Annotated in this window: 12 protein-coding genes, 1 tRNA gene and 1 rRNA gene; 6 read left to right on the top strand and 8 right to left on the bottom strand. The window is 38.7% G+C overall.

Annotated elements, in window-relative coordinates; all coding sequences use genetic code 11:
- Positions 1 to 73: 73 nt before the first annotated feature.
- Both OA84_RS04130 and OA84_RS04125 read right to left on the bottom strand, forming a co-directional pair.
- Positions 74 to 145, bottom strand: a tRNA-Glu gene (locus tag OA84_RS04130).
- Positions 146 to 205: 60 nt separating this feature from the next.
- Entirely contained in the window at positions 206 to 1495 is a 1290-nt protein-coding gene (locus tag OA84_RS04125; protein WP_039342872.1) for an N-acetylmuramoyl-L-alanine amidase family protein, read from the bottom strand.
- Positions 1496 to 1547: 52 nt separating this feature from the next.
- Here OA84_RS04125 and OA84_RS04120 point away from each other — a divergent pair, with 52 nt between their 5' ends.
- The 3 genes from OA84_RS04120 to OA84_RS04110 are packed head-to-tail and all read left to right on the top strand — an operon-like array spanning position 1548 to position 5011.
- Positions 1548 to 4133, top strand: coding sequence for a putative LPS assembly protein LptD (locus tag OA84_RS04120; RefSeq protein WP_156965037.1), 2586 nt, complete (start codon positions 1548 to 1550; stop codon positions 4131 to 4133).
- Positions 4134 to 4183: 50 nt separating this feature from the next.
- Entirely contained in the window at positions 4184 to 4564 is a 381-nt protein-coding gene (locus tag OA84_RS04115) for a RidA family protein (RefSeq protein WP_039342868.1), read from the top strand.
- On the top strand, positions 4565 to 5011 hold the full coding sequence (locus OA84_RS04110) for a hypothetical protein (RefSeq protein WP_039342865.1): 447 nt from the start codon (positions 4565 to 4567) through the stop codon (positions 5009 to 5011). It begins immediately after the preceding gene.
- Between the two features lie 50 nt (positions 5012 to 5061).
- Here the strand turns inward: OA84_RS04110 and OA84_RS04105 are convergent, their stop codons facing one another.
- Positions 5062 to 6561, bottom strand: coding sequence for a trypsin-like peptidase domain-containing protein (locus tag OA84_RS04105; RefSeq protein WP_039345640.1), 1500 nt, complete (start codon positions 6559 to 6561; stop codon positions 5062 to 5064).
- Positions 6562 to 6827: 266 nt separating this feature from the next.
- Between OA84_RS04105 and OA84_RS04100 the strand changes: the two genes are divergently transcribed.
- A complete protein-coding gene (locus OA84_RS04100; RefSeq protein ID WP_039342862.1) occupies positions 6828 to 7742 on the top strand; it encodes a dimethylarginine dimethylaminohydrolase family protein in 915 nt (304 codons plus the stop codon).
- Here OA84_RS04100 and OA84_RS04095 read toward each other — a convergent pair whose 3' ends face one another.
- Positions 7743 to 8405: a copper homeostasis protein CutC gene (locus OA84_RS04095; RefSeq protein ID WP_039342860.1), complete on the bottom strand. Its 663-nt coding sequence runs from the start codon at positions 8403 to 8405 to the stop codon at positions 7743 to 7745.
- A 250-nt stretch (positions 8406 to 8655) separates the two neighbouring features.
- Here OA84_RS04095 and ctlX point away from each other — a divergent pair, with 250 nt between their 5' ends.
- Complete coding sequence (ctlX, locus tag OA84_RS04090) at positions 8656 to 9579, top strand: citrulline utilization hydrolase CtlX (RefSeq protein ID WP_039345637.1); 924 nt, start codon at positions 8656 to 8658, stop codon at positions 9577 to 9579.
- A gap of 86 nt (positions 9580 to 9665) precedes the next feature.
- On the opposite strand, the gene OA84_RS04085 is transcribed toward ctlX, so the two are convergent.
- From OA84_RS04085 to nadD, 3 genes are all read right to left on the bottom strand, one after another.
- Positions 9666 to 11882: a TonB-dependent receptor domain-containing protein gene (locus OA84_RS04085; protein ID WP_039342859.1), complete on the bottom strand. Its 2217-nt coding sequence runs from the start codon at positions 11880 to 11882 to the stop codon at positions 9666 to 9668.
- Positions 11883 to 12305: 423 nt separating this feature from the next.
- Complete coding sequence (locus tag OA84_RS04075) at positions 12306 to 12647, bottom strand: DUF3817 domain-containing protein (protein WP_039342855.1); 342 nt, start codon at positions 12645 to 12647, stop codon at positions 12306 to 12308.
- Positions 12648 to 12712: 65 nt separating this feature from the next.
- Positions 12713 to 13291, bottom strand: a complete 579-nt coding sequence (gene nadD, locus OA84_RS04070; RefSeq protein ID WP_039342854.1) for a nicotinate (nicotinamide) nucleotide adenylyltransferase — start codon at positions 13289 to 13291, stop codon at positions 12713 to 12715.
- 128 nt (positions 13292 to 13419) lie between these two features.
- Between nadD and OA84_RS04065 the strand changes: the two genes are divergently transcribed.
- Positions 13420 to 15024, top strand: coding sequence for a BamA/TamA family outer membrane protein (locus OA84_RS04065; protein WP_039342852.1), 1605 nt, complete (start codon positions 13420 to 13422; stop codon positions 15022 to 15024).
- A 495-nt stretch (positions 15025 to 15519) separates the two neighbouring features.
- On the opposite strand, the gene rrf is transcribed toward OA84_RS04065, so the two are convergent.
- Positions 15520 to 15627, bottom strand: a 5S ribosomal RNA gene (rrf, locus tag OA84_RS04060).
- Between the last annotated feature and the right edge of the window lie 151 nt (positions 15628 to 15778).

Below are 15778 nucleotides of genomic sequence, written 5' to 3'. Positions count from 1 at the left end.
TTGGGTGCAAAGATATAAAATCTTTTTTTGATTACAAAATATTATTTACAAACTTTTCAAAATTTCAGTTTTGTAGCCTATAGGGGAATCGAACCCCTGTCGCAAGACTGAAAATCTTGAGTCCTTACCACTAGACGAATAGGCCTTTGCTTTGAGGACTGCAAAAATATTAATTATGTTTTAAACCTGCAACACTCTTTCGGCTTTATTTGGAAAGTTTTTGGATCGTGGTATTTTTAACTCCCTTTTCCTCCAGTTCTTTCTGCGTTTTCACCGCTTCCTCCAAAGTTGCAAATTTCCCGTAGGTATAATAAAACTTACCATTTTCCTTAACACGGGTTACATTTTTTAATGTATTTAACAGGTAAGAATTTGCGCTGAGCTTTTGGTTGCTTACAGCCACTTCCAGCGTATAAGAGCCAATTCCCAGCCGCTGGTTCGGAACAAATGAAATGGAAGTCGCGTTTTTGAAGCCGGCATCTTTCGCTGTTTCCAGGTTATTATCGCGTACCGAAGCGAGATTGGTGACGCTGTAATAATATTTGTACAGGTTGTTTTCTTTGATTGGAAGAACGTAATTCAAACCTTTCAGCGCAGGATCTCCGCTGTTATATTTCATCGGTGAAGACATCAGCAAAATCCGGAAATCATTTTTTAACGGCTTTTCGGCAGGTTTTTCTACAATTTTCGGTTCATTATAACCGCCGCCGTTTCTGTCTATTGCTTTTTTATAACTGATGATCGCATCGTAAATACTTTCCGCGATCTCGTCCTGACCTTTATCAGAAGCCAAATACATCGCTTCGTCATGATTACTGATGAAACCGGTTTCTATAAGTACCGAAGGCATCGCATTCAGCCTTAAAACGTGCAAATTTTGCTGTTTTACACCACGGGACAAACGTTTGTCTTTCTTTTCAAAATTATTTTCTATGAAACTCCCAATAAGCAAACTGCTTTCGAGATATTTACTTTGCTGAATTTTTAGCGCAATCAGCGATTCCATGGATTTTGGGTCGTAAGAAGCGAAGGTTTCTCGGTCTTTTTCGTCGAGATAAATTACGTCGTTTTCAGCTTTTGCAACTTCCAGGTTGGTTTTGTTCTGGTCGGGTCCCTGCACAAAAGTTTCGGTTCCGTACGGCGAAGTTCTTTCGTTGGCATTGCAGTGAACTGAAAGGAATAAATCTGCTTTGCTGCGGTTTGCAAGCGTTGTGCGCGCCGTCAGCGACGGATATTCATCAATTTTTCGGGTGTAAATTATTTTAAAGTCTTTATTTTTTTCAAGCATTCTGCCTAATTTCAGCACCACTGCTAAGGTCACATCTTTTTCACGTAGCGTGCCGGTTTCGCTATAATAGCGGTTTGCGCCGTGATCGCTTCCGCCGTGTCCGGCGTCCAGTACGAGGGTGAATTTTTTTTGGGCTTGAGGGAGAAAAAAGAAAAAACAGAAAAATAAGGGGAAATATTTTTTAAACGAAAAACTATACGTAATCATCTGTAAATTTTAAAAATTATATTAATTTTGACGCCAACTTATATCAAGCACTTTGGTCAAAACTGGCTTCAAAAATATACCACTAATTTTAATTATCCTAATTTTTAACAATTTTTTAGCACATCTTGGGGCTCAAAATTTGGCTGGAAATAAGATAGTTAATGATACCATTGCAAGGCAGGACACCATTGTTTTGCCCAAAGAGCAACTGGAAGCCGTGGTGAAAACCAAGGCGGATAGAATACGAAACGACATCCCGAAAAAGATGACTTACCTGAACAAAAATGCGCAGGTAAATTATCAGGATTTAAGCATTTCCGCTGACTATATTTCAATTGACTGGAACAAATCACTCGTTTTCGCGCGTGGTGAGATTGATTCTTTGGGAAAAATCACCAAACCTGCTATTGCCGTTCAGGGTGGAAAAACCTACGAATACGACGAGTTTACTTATAATATTAAAACGCGTCAGGCAATTGCTTTCAATGCCCGAACCGAGGAAAGTGAAGGGGTAATAGTTGCTGAAAAAACCAAAAAGTATAACGATTCGGTTTTTTTTATGCGCCGCGGGAAATATACAACCGACGAATATTTCATCAAGAAAAAAGATACCATCGCCGATTATTATCTATTGGCGCCAAATATTAAGCTGATTAAAGGTCAAAATAAATCGCAGGTAATTACCGGGCCAATTCAGCTTTATATAGAGCAGGTTCCAACGCCGCTTATTATGCCGTTTGCTATTTTGCCTTTTTCGGATAAAAGAAGCGCCGGAATTTTAATTCCAAGTTTTGGCGAGCGCGAAGACGTTGGCTTTTATCTGAATTCCCTCGGATATTATCAGCCGATTGGTGAACATTTCGATGTGAAAATTCTGGCGGACATTTACACCAAAGGAAGCTGGAATCTGCGGCCTGAAGTTAATTACAAAAAAAACTATAAATATACCGGTAATTTTTCTGCAGACATCGGTACCACGGTGCGTGGCATCAAAGGTTTAAGCGATTATTCGAAAACCGGAACCTATCGAATTGCCTGGCGTCATCAGCAGGATTCTAAAGCCAATCCGTTTCTAACATTTTCCGCGTCGGTGGATGTGGTAAGCAGTAAATTTTACAACAATACCGTAAATAATAATTACGCTTTTAACCAGAATAACCTCAACGCGCAGCAGAATTCATCAATAAGTATTGTTAAAAGATTTTTGACGCTGCCGGTTACAATTACTGGAACTTCCTCTTACTCCCAAAATTTTTCTACCGGTTTAGCTGATCTGAAATTACCGGTTTTGAATGTAGCGATTAACCAGTTTTATCTTTTCAAACCTAAAAACGGAATCCGCCAGGGACTTTTGGAAAATATTACGGTAAATACCGGATTAAATTTAAATAATTACGTGCAGACCGATGAGGGCGAACTTTTCACCAAAGCGATGTGGGATAAAATGCAGACCGGACTTAAAAACAATATCTCATTAGGCACCAATACCACGCTTGCGAAGTATTTCACTTTTTCGGTATCAGCAAATATTGATAATGCTTTAACGACCAAAACTTTAACCCGAAGTTACAATCCGCTCAGTAATAAAGTGGTTGATGTTTTAAATAATAAAATCGCAGGTTATTCTTCATTTTCCACCAGCGCGAGTTTGCAGACGGTTTTATACGGAATGCTGAACTTTAAAAAAGATGCAAAAATTCAGGCAATCCGTCACATGATGACGCCGCAGATCAGCTTCAGTTATTCACCGGATTTTTCTGCGCCGTCTTTTGGATATTATAAAAATTATTACAGCGACAGAGGTGAAATGACGCCCTACTCGATTTTTGACCGCGGAATTGTAGGTTCACCAAACTCCGGACTTGTGCAAGCCTTGAACTTTTCCATCAACAATAATCTGGAGATGAAAATAAAGTCAAAAAAGGACTCTACAGGCGTTAAAAAATTAAAAATATTCGAAAGTCTTACTTTCAACACCAGCTATAATTTTGCAGCACCAAAATACAAATGGTCAATTTTCAGTTTCAACGGGCAAACTACTTTGTTTGAAAAACTGAATCTGAACACGAGTTTAACCTTAGAACCTTATCAGATTGTATTTGCTCCAGGTGAAGATACGGGCATACGGACGGAAAGATTCGGACATTTCAGCATTCAGGGCTTTAATGCGCAGCTTTCTTATCCGCTGAGTGAAGCGATTTTTGGTGAACGCGAAGAACCCGCAAAAAAGTACAAAAAGAAAGGAGAAATCCGTAATGAAAGCTACTATTTTGATGAGGACAACTATGCGCGGTTTCTGCAGCCGTGGTCTTTAAACATCAATGCGCAATACGGCTATACTAGAAGTTTAACCCGTTTCGGGAATAACGTGGCGTCGCTTGGTTTAGATGGTAGCATCCGCCTGACACCGTACTGGAATTTAACCGGAAATCTTTATTACGATATCATCACCAAAGAAATTGCGAATACGCAAATCGGCTTCTCGCGCGATCAACGAAGTTTCACCATCAACTTCAATTGGATTCCTTACGGACAATACAAAGTGTATGATTTCTTTATCGGCATTAAAGCCAATATTCTACGTGATGCGCTGAAATACAAAGACCGCAGCTTTACACAACCAAACGCACCTTTTTAATTTTATTTAATAAAACATAAGTTTTATATTTGCCAAAAGCCTAAAGAAAAATGAAAAAAATTATATCAACTGATAAAGCGCCGGCGGCAATCGGGCCTTATTCTCAAGCCAATTTAATAAACGGAATCCTTTATGTTTCGGGGCAAATACCCTTTAATAACGAATCGGGAAAGATTGAAGAAGGAATTGAGAAGGCGACACATCAGGTGATGAAAAATCTGGAATTCATTTTAACCGAAGCCGGGCTTAGCTTTAAAAATGTAGTAAAATCTACGATTTTTTTGAAAAATATGGATGATTTTGCAGCAATGAATGAAATTTACGCTTCATACCTTGATGCTGACAATTACCCGGCGCGCGAAACAGTTCAGGTTTCCTGCCTTCCGAGAAATGTAGAAATTGAAATTTCGATGATCGCACATCAATTTTAAATGAATTTCCTTCGGAATACATTTGCAGTTCTCACTGGGCTGGCTGTTGCGGGATTATTAATCTCTATCGGCATCCGCCTGAATTCTGCGTGGATCACGTACGACGAATTTGCGCCTTTTCAGCACTGGAAATCTTTGCTGGAAAAAATGGAGCATAAACCGTACTTTTTTGTGGCTTTACTGATATCTTCGGGAATTGCTGCAACGGTTGGTGGCGTGGTTACTGCAATTATCGTAAAGTACGCGAAAGTAGCTTATGCGATTTTAATCGGTTTTATCCTGTTATTTATGGCGATGCTTGATATTATTATTTTCCCGTATCACCCTACTTTTTATAAAATTCTCATATTCCTTACGTTTTTTCCTTTTTCTTGGATTGGTGGAAAAATTACCGAAGTTATTTATAACCGGAAAAAACGCCGCGAACGTAAGCTCAAACTAAAATAAAAAAACGCAACAGATAACTGTTGCGTTTTAGTTTTAAGAATATTTTATCTCTACGGCATTTTAAAACCGCGAGTGGTAATTCTACCATATTCGTCTACGTACTTTATCTGTACATTTCCTTTGTAAGACTGAAGCTGCTTTTCGATATCTTTCTGCGAATTTACAGGTTTGCCGTTCACCTCAATTACAATATAATTATCTACAACACCGATGTTTGCCATTTCGCTTCCACTTTGAACATTTTTTGCAATGACGCCGCTGTTCAGGCCGTAACTGGTCTTGTACTTTTCGCTTAAAGGTTCAAACTCAGCACCGATTTTTTCGGTAACGGATAAATCAGCTTTACTTCTCAGCGCCGTTCCACCCTGCTGGTCACGCAAAGTTACGTTTACGGTATTGGTTTTACCATTTCTAATATAAGTTACGAGAACTTTATCACCAGGTCTTTTGCTGCCTACAGCATAAGAAAGGTCGAAATAACTTGAAACCGGTGTATTATCAACCTGGGTAATGATGTCACCATTTCTTAATCCTGCCAGTTCTGCACCGCCCTTTTCTACCACTTCGATGAGGTAAACGCCGTTACCTTCTTTCAGATTGGTTTTTTTCTCTCTGTTATAAGCTGCAACTGCCTGCGAGTCCGATAAATCCAGTGAAAGCACACCTAAAAATCCGCGCTGTACGAGACCAAATTTCTTAATATCTTCTACCACTTTTCTGGCCAAATTCGCTGGCACTGCAAATCCGTAACCTTCATAATAACCTGTTTTTGATGAAATAGCGGAGTTAATTCCAATTAATTCACCATTCGGATTTACCAATGCACCACCGGAGTTTCCAGGATTAATGGCAGCATCCGTTTGGATAAAACTTTCAATTGGTGTTCTGGAATTTTGGCTCAGCAAATCAATACTTCTGCCTTTCGCAGAAACAATACCTGCCGTAACGGTAGAATTTAATCCCATCGGGTTTCCAACTGCAAGCACCCACTGACCAACATCAACATTATCGGAATTTGCGAAATTTAAATAAGGCAAACCTTTTTCTTCAATTTTCAAAAGCGCGATGTCTGTTGTCGGATCAGTTCCCACCAACGTTGCGACATAAGATTTCTTGTTAGAAAGTACAACTTCCAGTTTATTAGCACCCGCAATCACGTGGTTGTTTGAAATAATGTATCCGTCTGGCGAAATAATAACTCCCGAACCCATACCTGTCGGCATGTTCGGTGGTGGAGTTTGCTGCTGCGGTCTTGGATTACCGAAAAACAAGTCGAATAAATCCTGCTCGCTTCCACGAGCCTTTGCAGCGGAGAAATTTTTAATGCTCACCACCGCCGGAACTGTCATTTTGGCAGCTTTTACGAAATCATCGCCCACGCCTGTCATGTTGAAAGCAGCATATTGAGCATTGGAATTTTTCGGAGCAAAATAAGAGAAATCTGAATTCCCGTTGGCTTCATTAAAGTAAGTAAGTGCGCCAACTGTGGTGGCACCAGACATTACACCAACCAAAGCATACGGAATCAGTTTTTTAAAAGTATTTTTCATTGTCATTTAATTGTTTGAATGTAATTTTCCCTGTAAGGTTAACAAATTTAATGCTAAATGAGTATATGGAAAAAATCCTTTGTTTCAACTTTAACCATTATTTAACAGGAATTGAGGGATTTTAAATGTTCTTTAAGAGTTTATCGAAGTTCTCGTCACAACTGCTTTGAAATATTTTCAGCTCATTTGTGCCACGCCGCTATTCTTAGTATATTTGGGACCATCTTGGCAGAAAAAATTTATTACCAAAATCCAAATTTATTTCGATGAAACTCAATATAAAGAATGAAACCGGCACGCTGAAATCTGTTGTTCTAGGGCAACCCAAATCCTTGGGCGCCGTCCCAATTATTGATGATAGTTACGATGCAAAATCTTATCATTCTATTCTGAACGGAATTTATCCCTCAGAAAAAGAGATTATTTACGAAATGTCGGAGTTTGAAAAAGTGCTGAGAAAATACAATGTCCAGGTTTTTCAACCCGAAGTAATTCCGGATTACAACCAGGTTTTTGCGCGCGACGTTGCTTTTGTGATTGATGATAAAATGATTATTTCAAACGTAATTGCAGACCGCGCTGATGAGCAGGACGCCTATAGGAAAATTTTTGAAAAAGTAAAATGGCGCGACATCATTAATTTGCCGGACACCGCGCATGTTGAAGGCGGCGACGTCATTGTCTGGAACGATTTCCTGTTCATTGGAACGTGCTTCTCTCAGGATTACCGCAATTTCAAAACCGCGCGGACAAACGAATACGCCATTGAAATTTTAAAGGAATATTTCCCGAAAAAACGAATTCTCGATTTTGAACTCAAAAAAAATGACCGCGAACCTTACCAGGGAATTCTGCATTTGGACTGCACTTTTAATCCGGTTGGTAAGGACAAATGCATTATCTACAAAGATGGTTTTGTGGACGAAAGCGACTACATGTTGATTCTGGATATTTTCGGTGAAGAAAATTGCTTCCACGTAACCGATGAAGAAATGTTCGAAATGTGCCCCAATATTTTTTCTATTTCGCCGGAAGTTGTGGTTTCCGACAAAGCATTTACGCGAATGAATAAGCATTTGCGCGAAGAATGGGGAATGACGGTTGAAGAAATCCCGTATCGCGAAATTTCTAAAATGGGCGGACTTTTAAGATGCTCCACTTTGCCGCTTGTACGCGAATAATTAAGAAGAAAGCTGCTTCAACCTGCTGATTTCTTCCGCGGAAACAAAAGAATCGTATTTCAAAATCGCGGAGGAATGAAAACTCATGCCGCCCGTAAATTTTCGGATTTCCGCGAGATTTTCCGAACGCACGCCGCCGCCGATTAAAATTTCGATTTTATGCTGATATTTCTCGATAAGATTCTTTAGATTTTCTTGCCCTTCCAAGGCTGTTTTTTTTCCACCTGAAGTCAGTACCGTTCGGAAACCGAGTTTAATTAAAGTTTCGATGGATTTTTCCAGATCTGAAGTCCGGTCAAAAGCGCGGTGAAAAGTACACGGCGTATCGCCCGCAAGTTCCAGCAATTCGCGGTTTTTCCTTTCATCGATCTCGTTGTGCGCGTCCAGAATCCCGAAAACCAACCCGTCGGCGCCACCTTCTTTGAAACTGATGATGCTGTTTTTCATCTGCAAAAATTCGTGCGCGGTGTAATAAAAATTGCCCCCTTTCGGGCGAATCATCACATAAATTGGTGTGGAATACGTTTTCTTTAAATGCAGAAATTCATAAAAATCGGGTGTGGTGCCACCGCGCGAAATATCAGCACAGAATTCAATTCTGTCCGCCATGGACTGAAGCGCGATTTCCGCGGAAGTAATTTCAAAGCAGGCAATTTCCAGCATTTTTTCGGGGTTTAAACGGGTAATTTTTTCAATTTAGCTTTCGGAAAATTCGCTGCATTTCCAGTAATTTTTTAAGTTTACATCTTTAAAAATTCCGTGCTTTTTCAGGTAATTTTTTGAACTTCGATTTCTAAAAATTCCCTGCTTTTTGTGGCATTTTTTTGAATTTAACTAATTTACGCAAAATATTGCAAAACGGATGGAGCCCAGTCATTTTGAAATGTTAAATTTGCTCAAAATTAAAATATTTATGCAGACAACCGATACGGTTTTGATGATCGAACCAGTTGCTTTTGGTTTTAATTCTGAAACCGCCGAAAATAATTATTTCCAGGTAAATTTCGAGAACGATTCTACACAGCAGAAAGCTTTGGAAGAATTTAATGCTTTTGCCGAAAAACTCCGCGAAAAAGGCGTGAATGTTATTGTGGTAAAAGATACTTTGGAACCGCATTCGCCGGACTCTATTTTCCCAAATAACTGGGTGAGTTTTCACCAGGACGGCCGCGTGGCGCTGTACCCGATGTTTGCACCAAACCGCCGCGTTGAAAGACGTAAAGAAGTTTTGGAAGCTGTAAAAGACGAAAATTTTGTCATTACCGAAATCGATGACAGGTCTTCTGCTGAAAACGAAAATAAATTTCTGGAAGGAACCGGAAGCATGATTTTCGATCACGATTACCGAATCGCGTACGGCTCGGTTTCTTTGCGTCTTGACGAGGAACTGTTCCGGGAATTTTGCAAAAAATACGACTATAAGCCGGTAATTTTTCATTCCTATCAAAACGTTGAAAATGAGCGTTTTCCGATTTATCATACCAATGTCATGATGTGTGTCGCAGAACAGTTTGTTGTAATTTGCCTGGACTGCATCGACAATGAAATGGAGCGTGAAAAAGTGCAGGAAATCATTAAAACAACCAATAAAGAGCTGATTGAAATTTCTGAAGATCAAATGCAGCAATTTGCCGGAAATATGCTTCAGGTGAAAAATATCGAGGGGAAACAGTTTTTGGTGATGAGCGAAACCGCGTATAAATCCTTAACACCGCAGCAAATCGCGAAAATTGAAAAGTATTGCGAAATCATCTATTCAGATTTGAGTACGATTGAAATTAACGGCGGCGGAAGCGCACGCTGCATGTTGGCAGAAGTTTTTTTGCCGAAGAATTGACCATTTTTTTTAAAATAACGAAAAACCCTTAGAAAATTCTAAGGGTTTTTTTGCGAAAAAAATTTAGTTAAATAAAGGGAAATAATTTAATTAGTTCTGGATTTAATGTCTTTGTCGGCGCTTTCAATGTTTCGTACTTTTTTCACCTTTTGGTTTCCGAAATTATATACGATGGTAAGTTCCACGCCTTGGTTATACTGGTTTTGGTCGATGAAATTGTAGTTTCCATTGCTTTGCAAATCTTCGATAACCACTTTATTGGTTTTCAAAACATCATTAACACCCAACGAAAAGGTCCACTCATTCCACAGTTTTTTCAGGTTCAAATCTAAACTCATCAAACTGTTCAGCTGACCGAGTTCTATTTGCTGCTTATCCACATAAAAATAATTTACTCCCAAAAACCAGGTCTTTTTTTCATCAAGGCGAATATTATTATTAGTTTGGATCAGCAAGCTGTTGGACGCAATATGGTTTTCATACATCGGGAAAACATCGCCGGTTAGTGGATCTGTGTCCAGATTTCCGTCATTAACATTTCTTTGAACGCCGATGTTGAAATTGGAAGTCAGATAACCTTTGAAAAAGCTTTTCTGCATACCGATCATTGCGCTCATTTCCTGCTTGTCACCGAAATTTGTGCGGATGTACCGGAGCTGGTTTTTCCCATCAATTACACCCTGTAAAGGCACCTGCGTGATTTGGTCTTTGGTTAAACTGTGGTTTAAAATCAGAAAATAAGAGTTTTTAAACATGTACGTCAGCTCGTGCGTGTAAACCGAAGAAGCTTTTACAAACGGGTTGTTCTGGATATAATTAAATTCCGTCAGCACATTTTTTACCGGATTTAGCTCCCAAAAACTTGGTCTTCTCATTCTGCTGGAAAAAGCGTAAGAAAGTGTATTTTTTTCGTTGATGGTGTAATTAAGACTTAAATATGGCAAAAGTTTGTCGTAATCACGTTTAATGTTTCGCAGATTTTCGTCCTGCGCGTTATCAGATCTACCTTCGCTCGTAGTCAGCTCATAGCGGGCGCCGGCTTTCGCTGAAAATTTTGGTGAAAATACTTTGTCCACCGTAACGTAACCACCGAAAATACTTTCATCGTAAAGAAAATGATTCGGCATACTTGCAGAATTTCCGCTTCTGTAATCAAAAGAATTGTATTTCGTGTCGTTATCAGTTTTCGTATTGTTAAAATTTCCACCGACGGATACTGTGAAATCTTTTTTAAATTTCTGAATATAATCTGCAGTTGCAGAAAAATTGTCGATAAGCTGCGGCTGCGCCTGCATTATCTTCAATAAATTTTCAACCTGGTTTTGGTTTTTATCGGCTAAAATGGTAAAGTTTTCTGAAGTCTGGAATCTACGGTACAGCAAACCGGCGGCATTTAAATTTAATTTACTTCCTAAAGTATCGGTTTTCAATTCGTAATTTAAGTTGAGGGAATTGTTGTAAGAACGTGCATTTTCTTCGCTTTTGGTTAAAGAATAATCGGTTTCACCGCTGGTAAGATCCGTATTTGTATTGAAAAGATTTGCTTTGGAACCGTAACTTCTGTTCGCGCGCGAATTGAAAGTAAGTCCCACACTGTTATTGTCATTAATTTGGTAATCCAGATTCAAATAACCGCCAAGATTTTGGTTGGGGTCGGTAAGGTTTCCTTCAGTTCTGTTTGCGGCAGAAGCATTTCCGTTTCGCAAAATATAATATTGCTCGCGGATGTTTTCGCTGCCGTTAAAATTGGCGTTTACACCAAGTTTGTCTTTGCGGTAATTCAAGCTGATGCCGGCGGCCGCTGCATTGTGATAATTTTGCTCGTTATTTAGGCGTAGATTTCCGTTCAGCCCGTTGCTGCTTTTCTTTTTCAGCACGATATTGATGATTCCGTCGGAAGATTCCACTTTATATTCACTTCCGGGCACGGTAATCACCTCGATTTTCTGTATGTTTTCAGCAGGCGTATTTTTCAGGAAAGCAACCAAAGATTCCGCATCCATTTGGGTTACACGACCGTCGATGAAAATTACAGCATTAGATTTTCCGGCAATTTTCAATGTTTTATCATCGGTTGACGAAACAAGTGGAGTTTCTTTCAAAAGACCAAATGCGGTATTTCCTTTCGCCTGCGGCGAAGCTGCCACATCGAAAACAAAACGGTCGCTTTCTTTTTTGAAGATCTTTTTGGTCATCGTAATTTCCTTTATATTTTCGGTTTTTACGGTGTCTTTTTTCGGGTTTTGTTGTGCAAAGGCGACAAAACCTGTAAGCAACGAAAGTGAAATAATAAGTTTTTTCATGGTTTTAGTTTAAAAAAAAAGAAGAAGGAAGCGGTGGTATTAGTTTTTGCGATTTGGTTATAAGTTTTGCTTCCTTCTATCTTTCAGGTATTAGTTTTCTTGAATCTTACATTGCAAAGATATATAAAACTTTTAGTATTATGCAATACAAAGTAGTAATAAAATGTTTTTAATTTAATTAAGTAATTGTTTATCACTTAATTAAATTTTAAACAAAAATGAAAAAAGGAAAAATTGGGTGAAATAACGGTCAAAAAATTATGCTTTTTGCTGAAGGTTTTAACAAAATGTAGTTGTCCAAAAAGGCCATTTTGAGAAAAAACCAGGAAACAAGCGGAATTTTTTAAGGTAATTGCTGTAACATAAGACCAAAAAAAAGCCGCTTTTAGCGGCAAATATTTTTAAATATAATTTAGTTGGAATTTATTCGCGGTTAAAACGTGCTAATTTTTTATCAACCCAAATCGTTGCAAATGGAAAGAATGCCGCTAGAACAGCGAAAACTGTGTCTTCATCATCCCAGGAATATATTTTTCGCGCTTCAATAATCAAAAATAAATACAGCGTGAAAAACAATCCGTGAATGTTTCCTACGATAATAATGAATATGGTTGGCAAAAGTCCATCCTGGTCGTAACGCTTCCACACCATCGCGACGCAATACAGCAAAAAGCAGGAAATAGCTTCCGCAACACAAATCTGTTTAAACCATTTGATGAGCTGCTCGCGGCTATATTTGGCAAAAAAATTCTCGATAAAGTTCATAAGAAAAAGCAGTTTTAGCTTGAAGTGCAAACTTAAGAAATTAAAAATCAGCACACCAGAAACCCTTAGCGGTAAAAGTTGCTGCCGTCCAGATATTCGAAAACTTCCGGCGGCAACATCGGTCGCACATTTTTCCCGTCTTTCAGCATATTTCGGATTTCGGTGGCAGAAAGTTCGATGATCGGAGCCTTAATTAAAGAGATATTCGGGTGAACAGGCGCGTTTTCCGGTAAACCGCTGGTAAGCCGCGGATATACGATAATCTGATAATTTTCAATCATTGTTTCCGCATTCTTCCATTTGCTTAAACTTTTCAGATTGTCTTCGCCCATAATTAAAGCAAAATTATAATCCGGATGCTTTTCCTTTAAATATGACAGCGTGTCTATCGTATAACTCGGAATTGGCAGAGAAAACTCGATATTTGAAGCGCGCATTTTCGGGTAATTTTTTACCGCCAGCTGTACCATATCCAAACGGTTATGATCTTTCAGCAAGGATTTCTTTTCCTTGAAAGGATTTTGCGGACTCACCACAAACCACAGTTCATCCATATCCGTGTTTTCAAGGATGTAATTCGCCAAAATCAAATGACCAATATGGATGGGATTAAAACTGCCAAAAAACAAACCGATTTTCTTCATACATTTACAATGATCAGCCGCCAAAATACCGCGTTTTCAATTAAAAAAGTTAATTTTATAAAGATAAAAAATTCCGCGCAAAACCGACTAAAATTGCCAATTTTCCGTTTTGTAAAAATACCTGCTTTTTGAAAAAAATTCTGCCTTTTTTCGTGCTTTTTTTCTGTGCTTATCTTCAAGCGCAAAATAAGGAATTCCGGCTCCTTGACGTACAAACGCAGAAAACAATTGTGGTTAAAGATTCAGCTGCTGCGGTGAATTTCCTGGACTCTTTAGCCCAAAATAATTTTTATTTTACCAAAGTTGTAAACGTAAAAAAAGAATCAAATCATACCGAAATATATTTCGATAAAGGCAAGAATTTTAATGAAGCTTTTGTTTCGGTTTCGCCAGAAATTCAAGCTGATTTAAAACTTAAAAATGAATTTTTCACTAAAAACCTTGATTCTTTAAAAAAAGAATTCAGCGAAAATTACCGAAAAAAGGGCTATATTTTTAATCGGGTAAAATCGAAATTCCGGGGAATGGAAAACGGTTTTCCGGCGGTGGAAATTTCTGTTTTAAAAAATTCGCAGCGAAAAGTTGATAAAATTGTACTGAAAGGCTACGAAAATGTGCCGTCTCGCTTTGTGAAAAATTTAGAAAATGATTATGTTGGTAAGGTTTACGATGAAAAAATACTTTCTGATTTAAACCGTTCTCTGCAAAACCACGAATTTTTCACGCTGGAAAAACCACCGCAAACACTTTTCACCAAAGACTCTACAGACATTTACCTGTTTTTACAGAAGAAGAAATCCAACAGCTTTGATGGTGTTATCGGTTTTGGAAATGACAAAAGCGAAAAATTTACCTTTAATGGCAGCTTAAATTTAAATCTCAGAAATATTTTCAACGCTTTTGAAACCATAAATATTTTCTGGCAAAGAAATCCCGACAAAGGACAGACTTTCGATTTGCAAACCGATGTTCCTTATCTTTTCAAAAGCAATATTGGCGTAGATTTTAAGCTAAATATTTTCCGTCAGGATTCCACCTACGCAACAGTAAAACTGACACCAGCATTTTATTTGAATTTCAAAAATAACCAGAAAATCGGCGTTCGTGGTACTTTTGAAACTTCTACTGTCATTGATTCCACCTACGTTCAAGGAAAAGATTTTAATAAAAACGGGATTGGACTTTGGTATCAGTTTCAGGAACCGACGGATATAGATTTGTTTTTGTACAAATCGCGGCTAGAATTTGAAGCAGATTATGTTTCAGCGAAATATGGCGGCGAAAAATTGGCTGGTGCACAGGCACATTTTCTTGTTTCGGCTGAGCGAAATTTTCACCTAAAGGACAATCATTATTTAAATCTAAATGCTGAAGGAGCTTTCTTGAATTCGAAAAACGGTTTTGCAGCCAACGAGCTGTTGCGCTTCGGCGGCTGGAATTCTTTTCGGGGCTTTAATGAAAAATCGCTGTTTGCAGACCTTTATTATTACGGCACGGCGGAATACCGATATTTAGTGGGAAACCAGGCGTTTTTCGATGTTTTCGGGCAGTACGGTGAGTTCCAAAACCGAAGCCTGAATCTGAAACCAAAAATTTACAGTTTCGGTCTGGGCTTTAATTTCGTTTTACCAATCGGCTTGATGAGTTTTCAAATCTCGAACGGCAACCAATTTGGAAATCCAATAAAATTCAGTGACACGAAGATCCATTGGGGCGTTTTGAGCAGATTTTAGGAGCAACCACATTTTCCGCTTCGTAGAAGATTACAACCCGCTGTCCGCTATATCCCCGGCTTCGGACACGGCCTCGCCGGGGGATGCCGCTACCATCGGGGCTAGAAGTCTGGCTGCCGCTTCTTATATAAAACATTCGGCATGATTTTCCGTAGGAAAAATATTCGCTGCTAAAAAGCTGATTTTTTGCTTTTTGCTTAAAACATTAAATTGAGAAAAGTAAACGCAGCAGGTTATGACAAATTCCACCAAATTCTTATATCTTCGATTCAATGAAAAAATTCGCTGCTAAAAGGCTTTTTTTTTTGGATTTTAGTATTTTCAATTCCAGAATAAAGCAGTATCAAGTTTATCGCGCATTTATTTACTAATATAATCCTTAGCTCTTTTTTACCTTTGTTTCTTACTTTCCTCTGTCTCCTGTACTCGTGGTTCTTTCCTCTCATTTCCAAGCACAAAAAAACCTCATACAAATAAATGTATGAGGTTTAAAAAAACTGGCGGCGACCTACTCTCCCGCTTTCGCAGTACCATCGGCGCTAGAGGGCTTAACTTCTGTGTTCGGAATGGGAACAGGTGAGCCCCTCTGCTAAAACCACCCTAAAATTGGTATTAGCTTTTAGCTGTAGGCCATAAGCATAAAGCTTATAGCTCAAAGCGTAATGCTTATAAAAAATCGATAAAAACGTTCACAAAGAGACAACCGTAGTTGCACTGTCGAGTGCCATAATTAGGCAATAAATCTACGGGTAAT

It is taken from the genome of Kaistella solincola (genome assembly GCF_000812875.1).
In the GTDB taxonomy this organism is placed as follows: domain Bacteria; phylum Bacteroidota; class Bacteroidia; order Flavobacteriales; family Weeksellaceae; genus Kaistella; species Kaistella solincola.
This window is presented reverse-complemented; position numbering and strand designations above follow the sequence as displayed.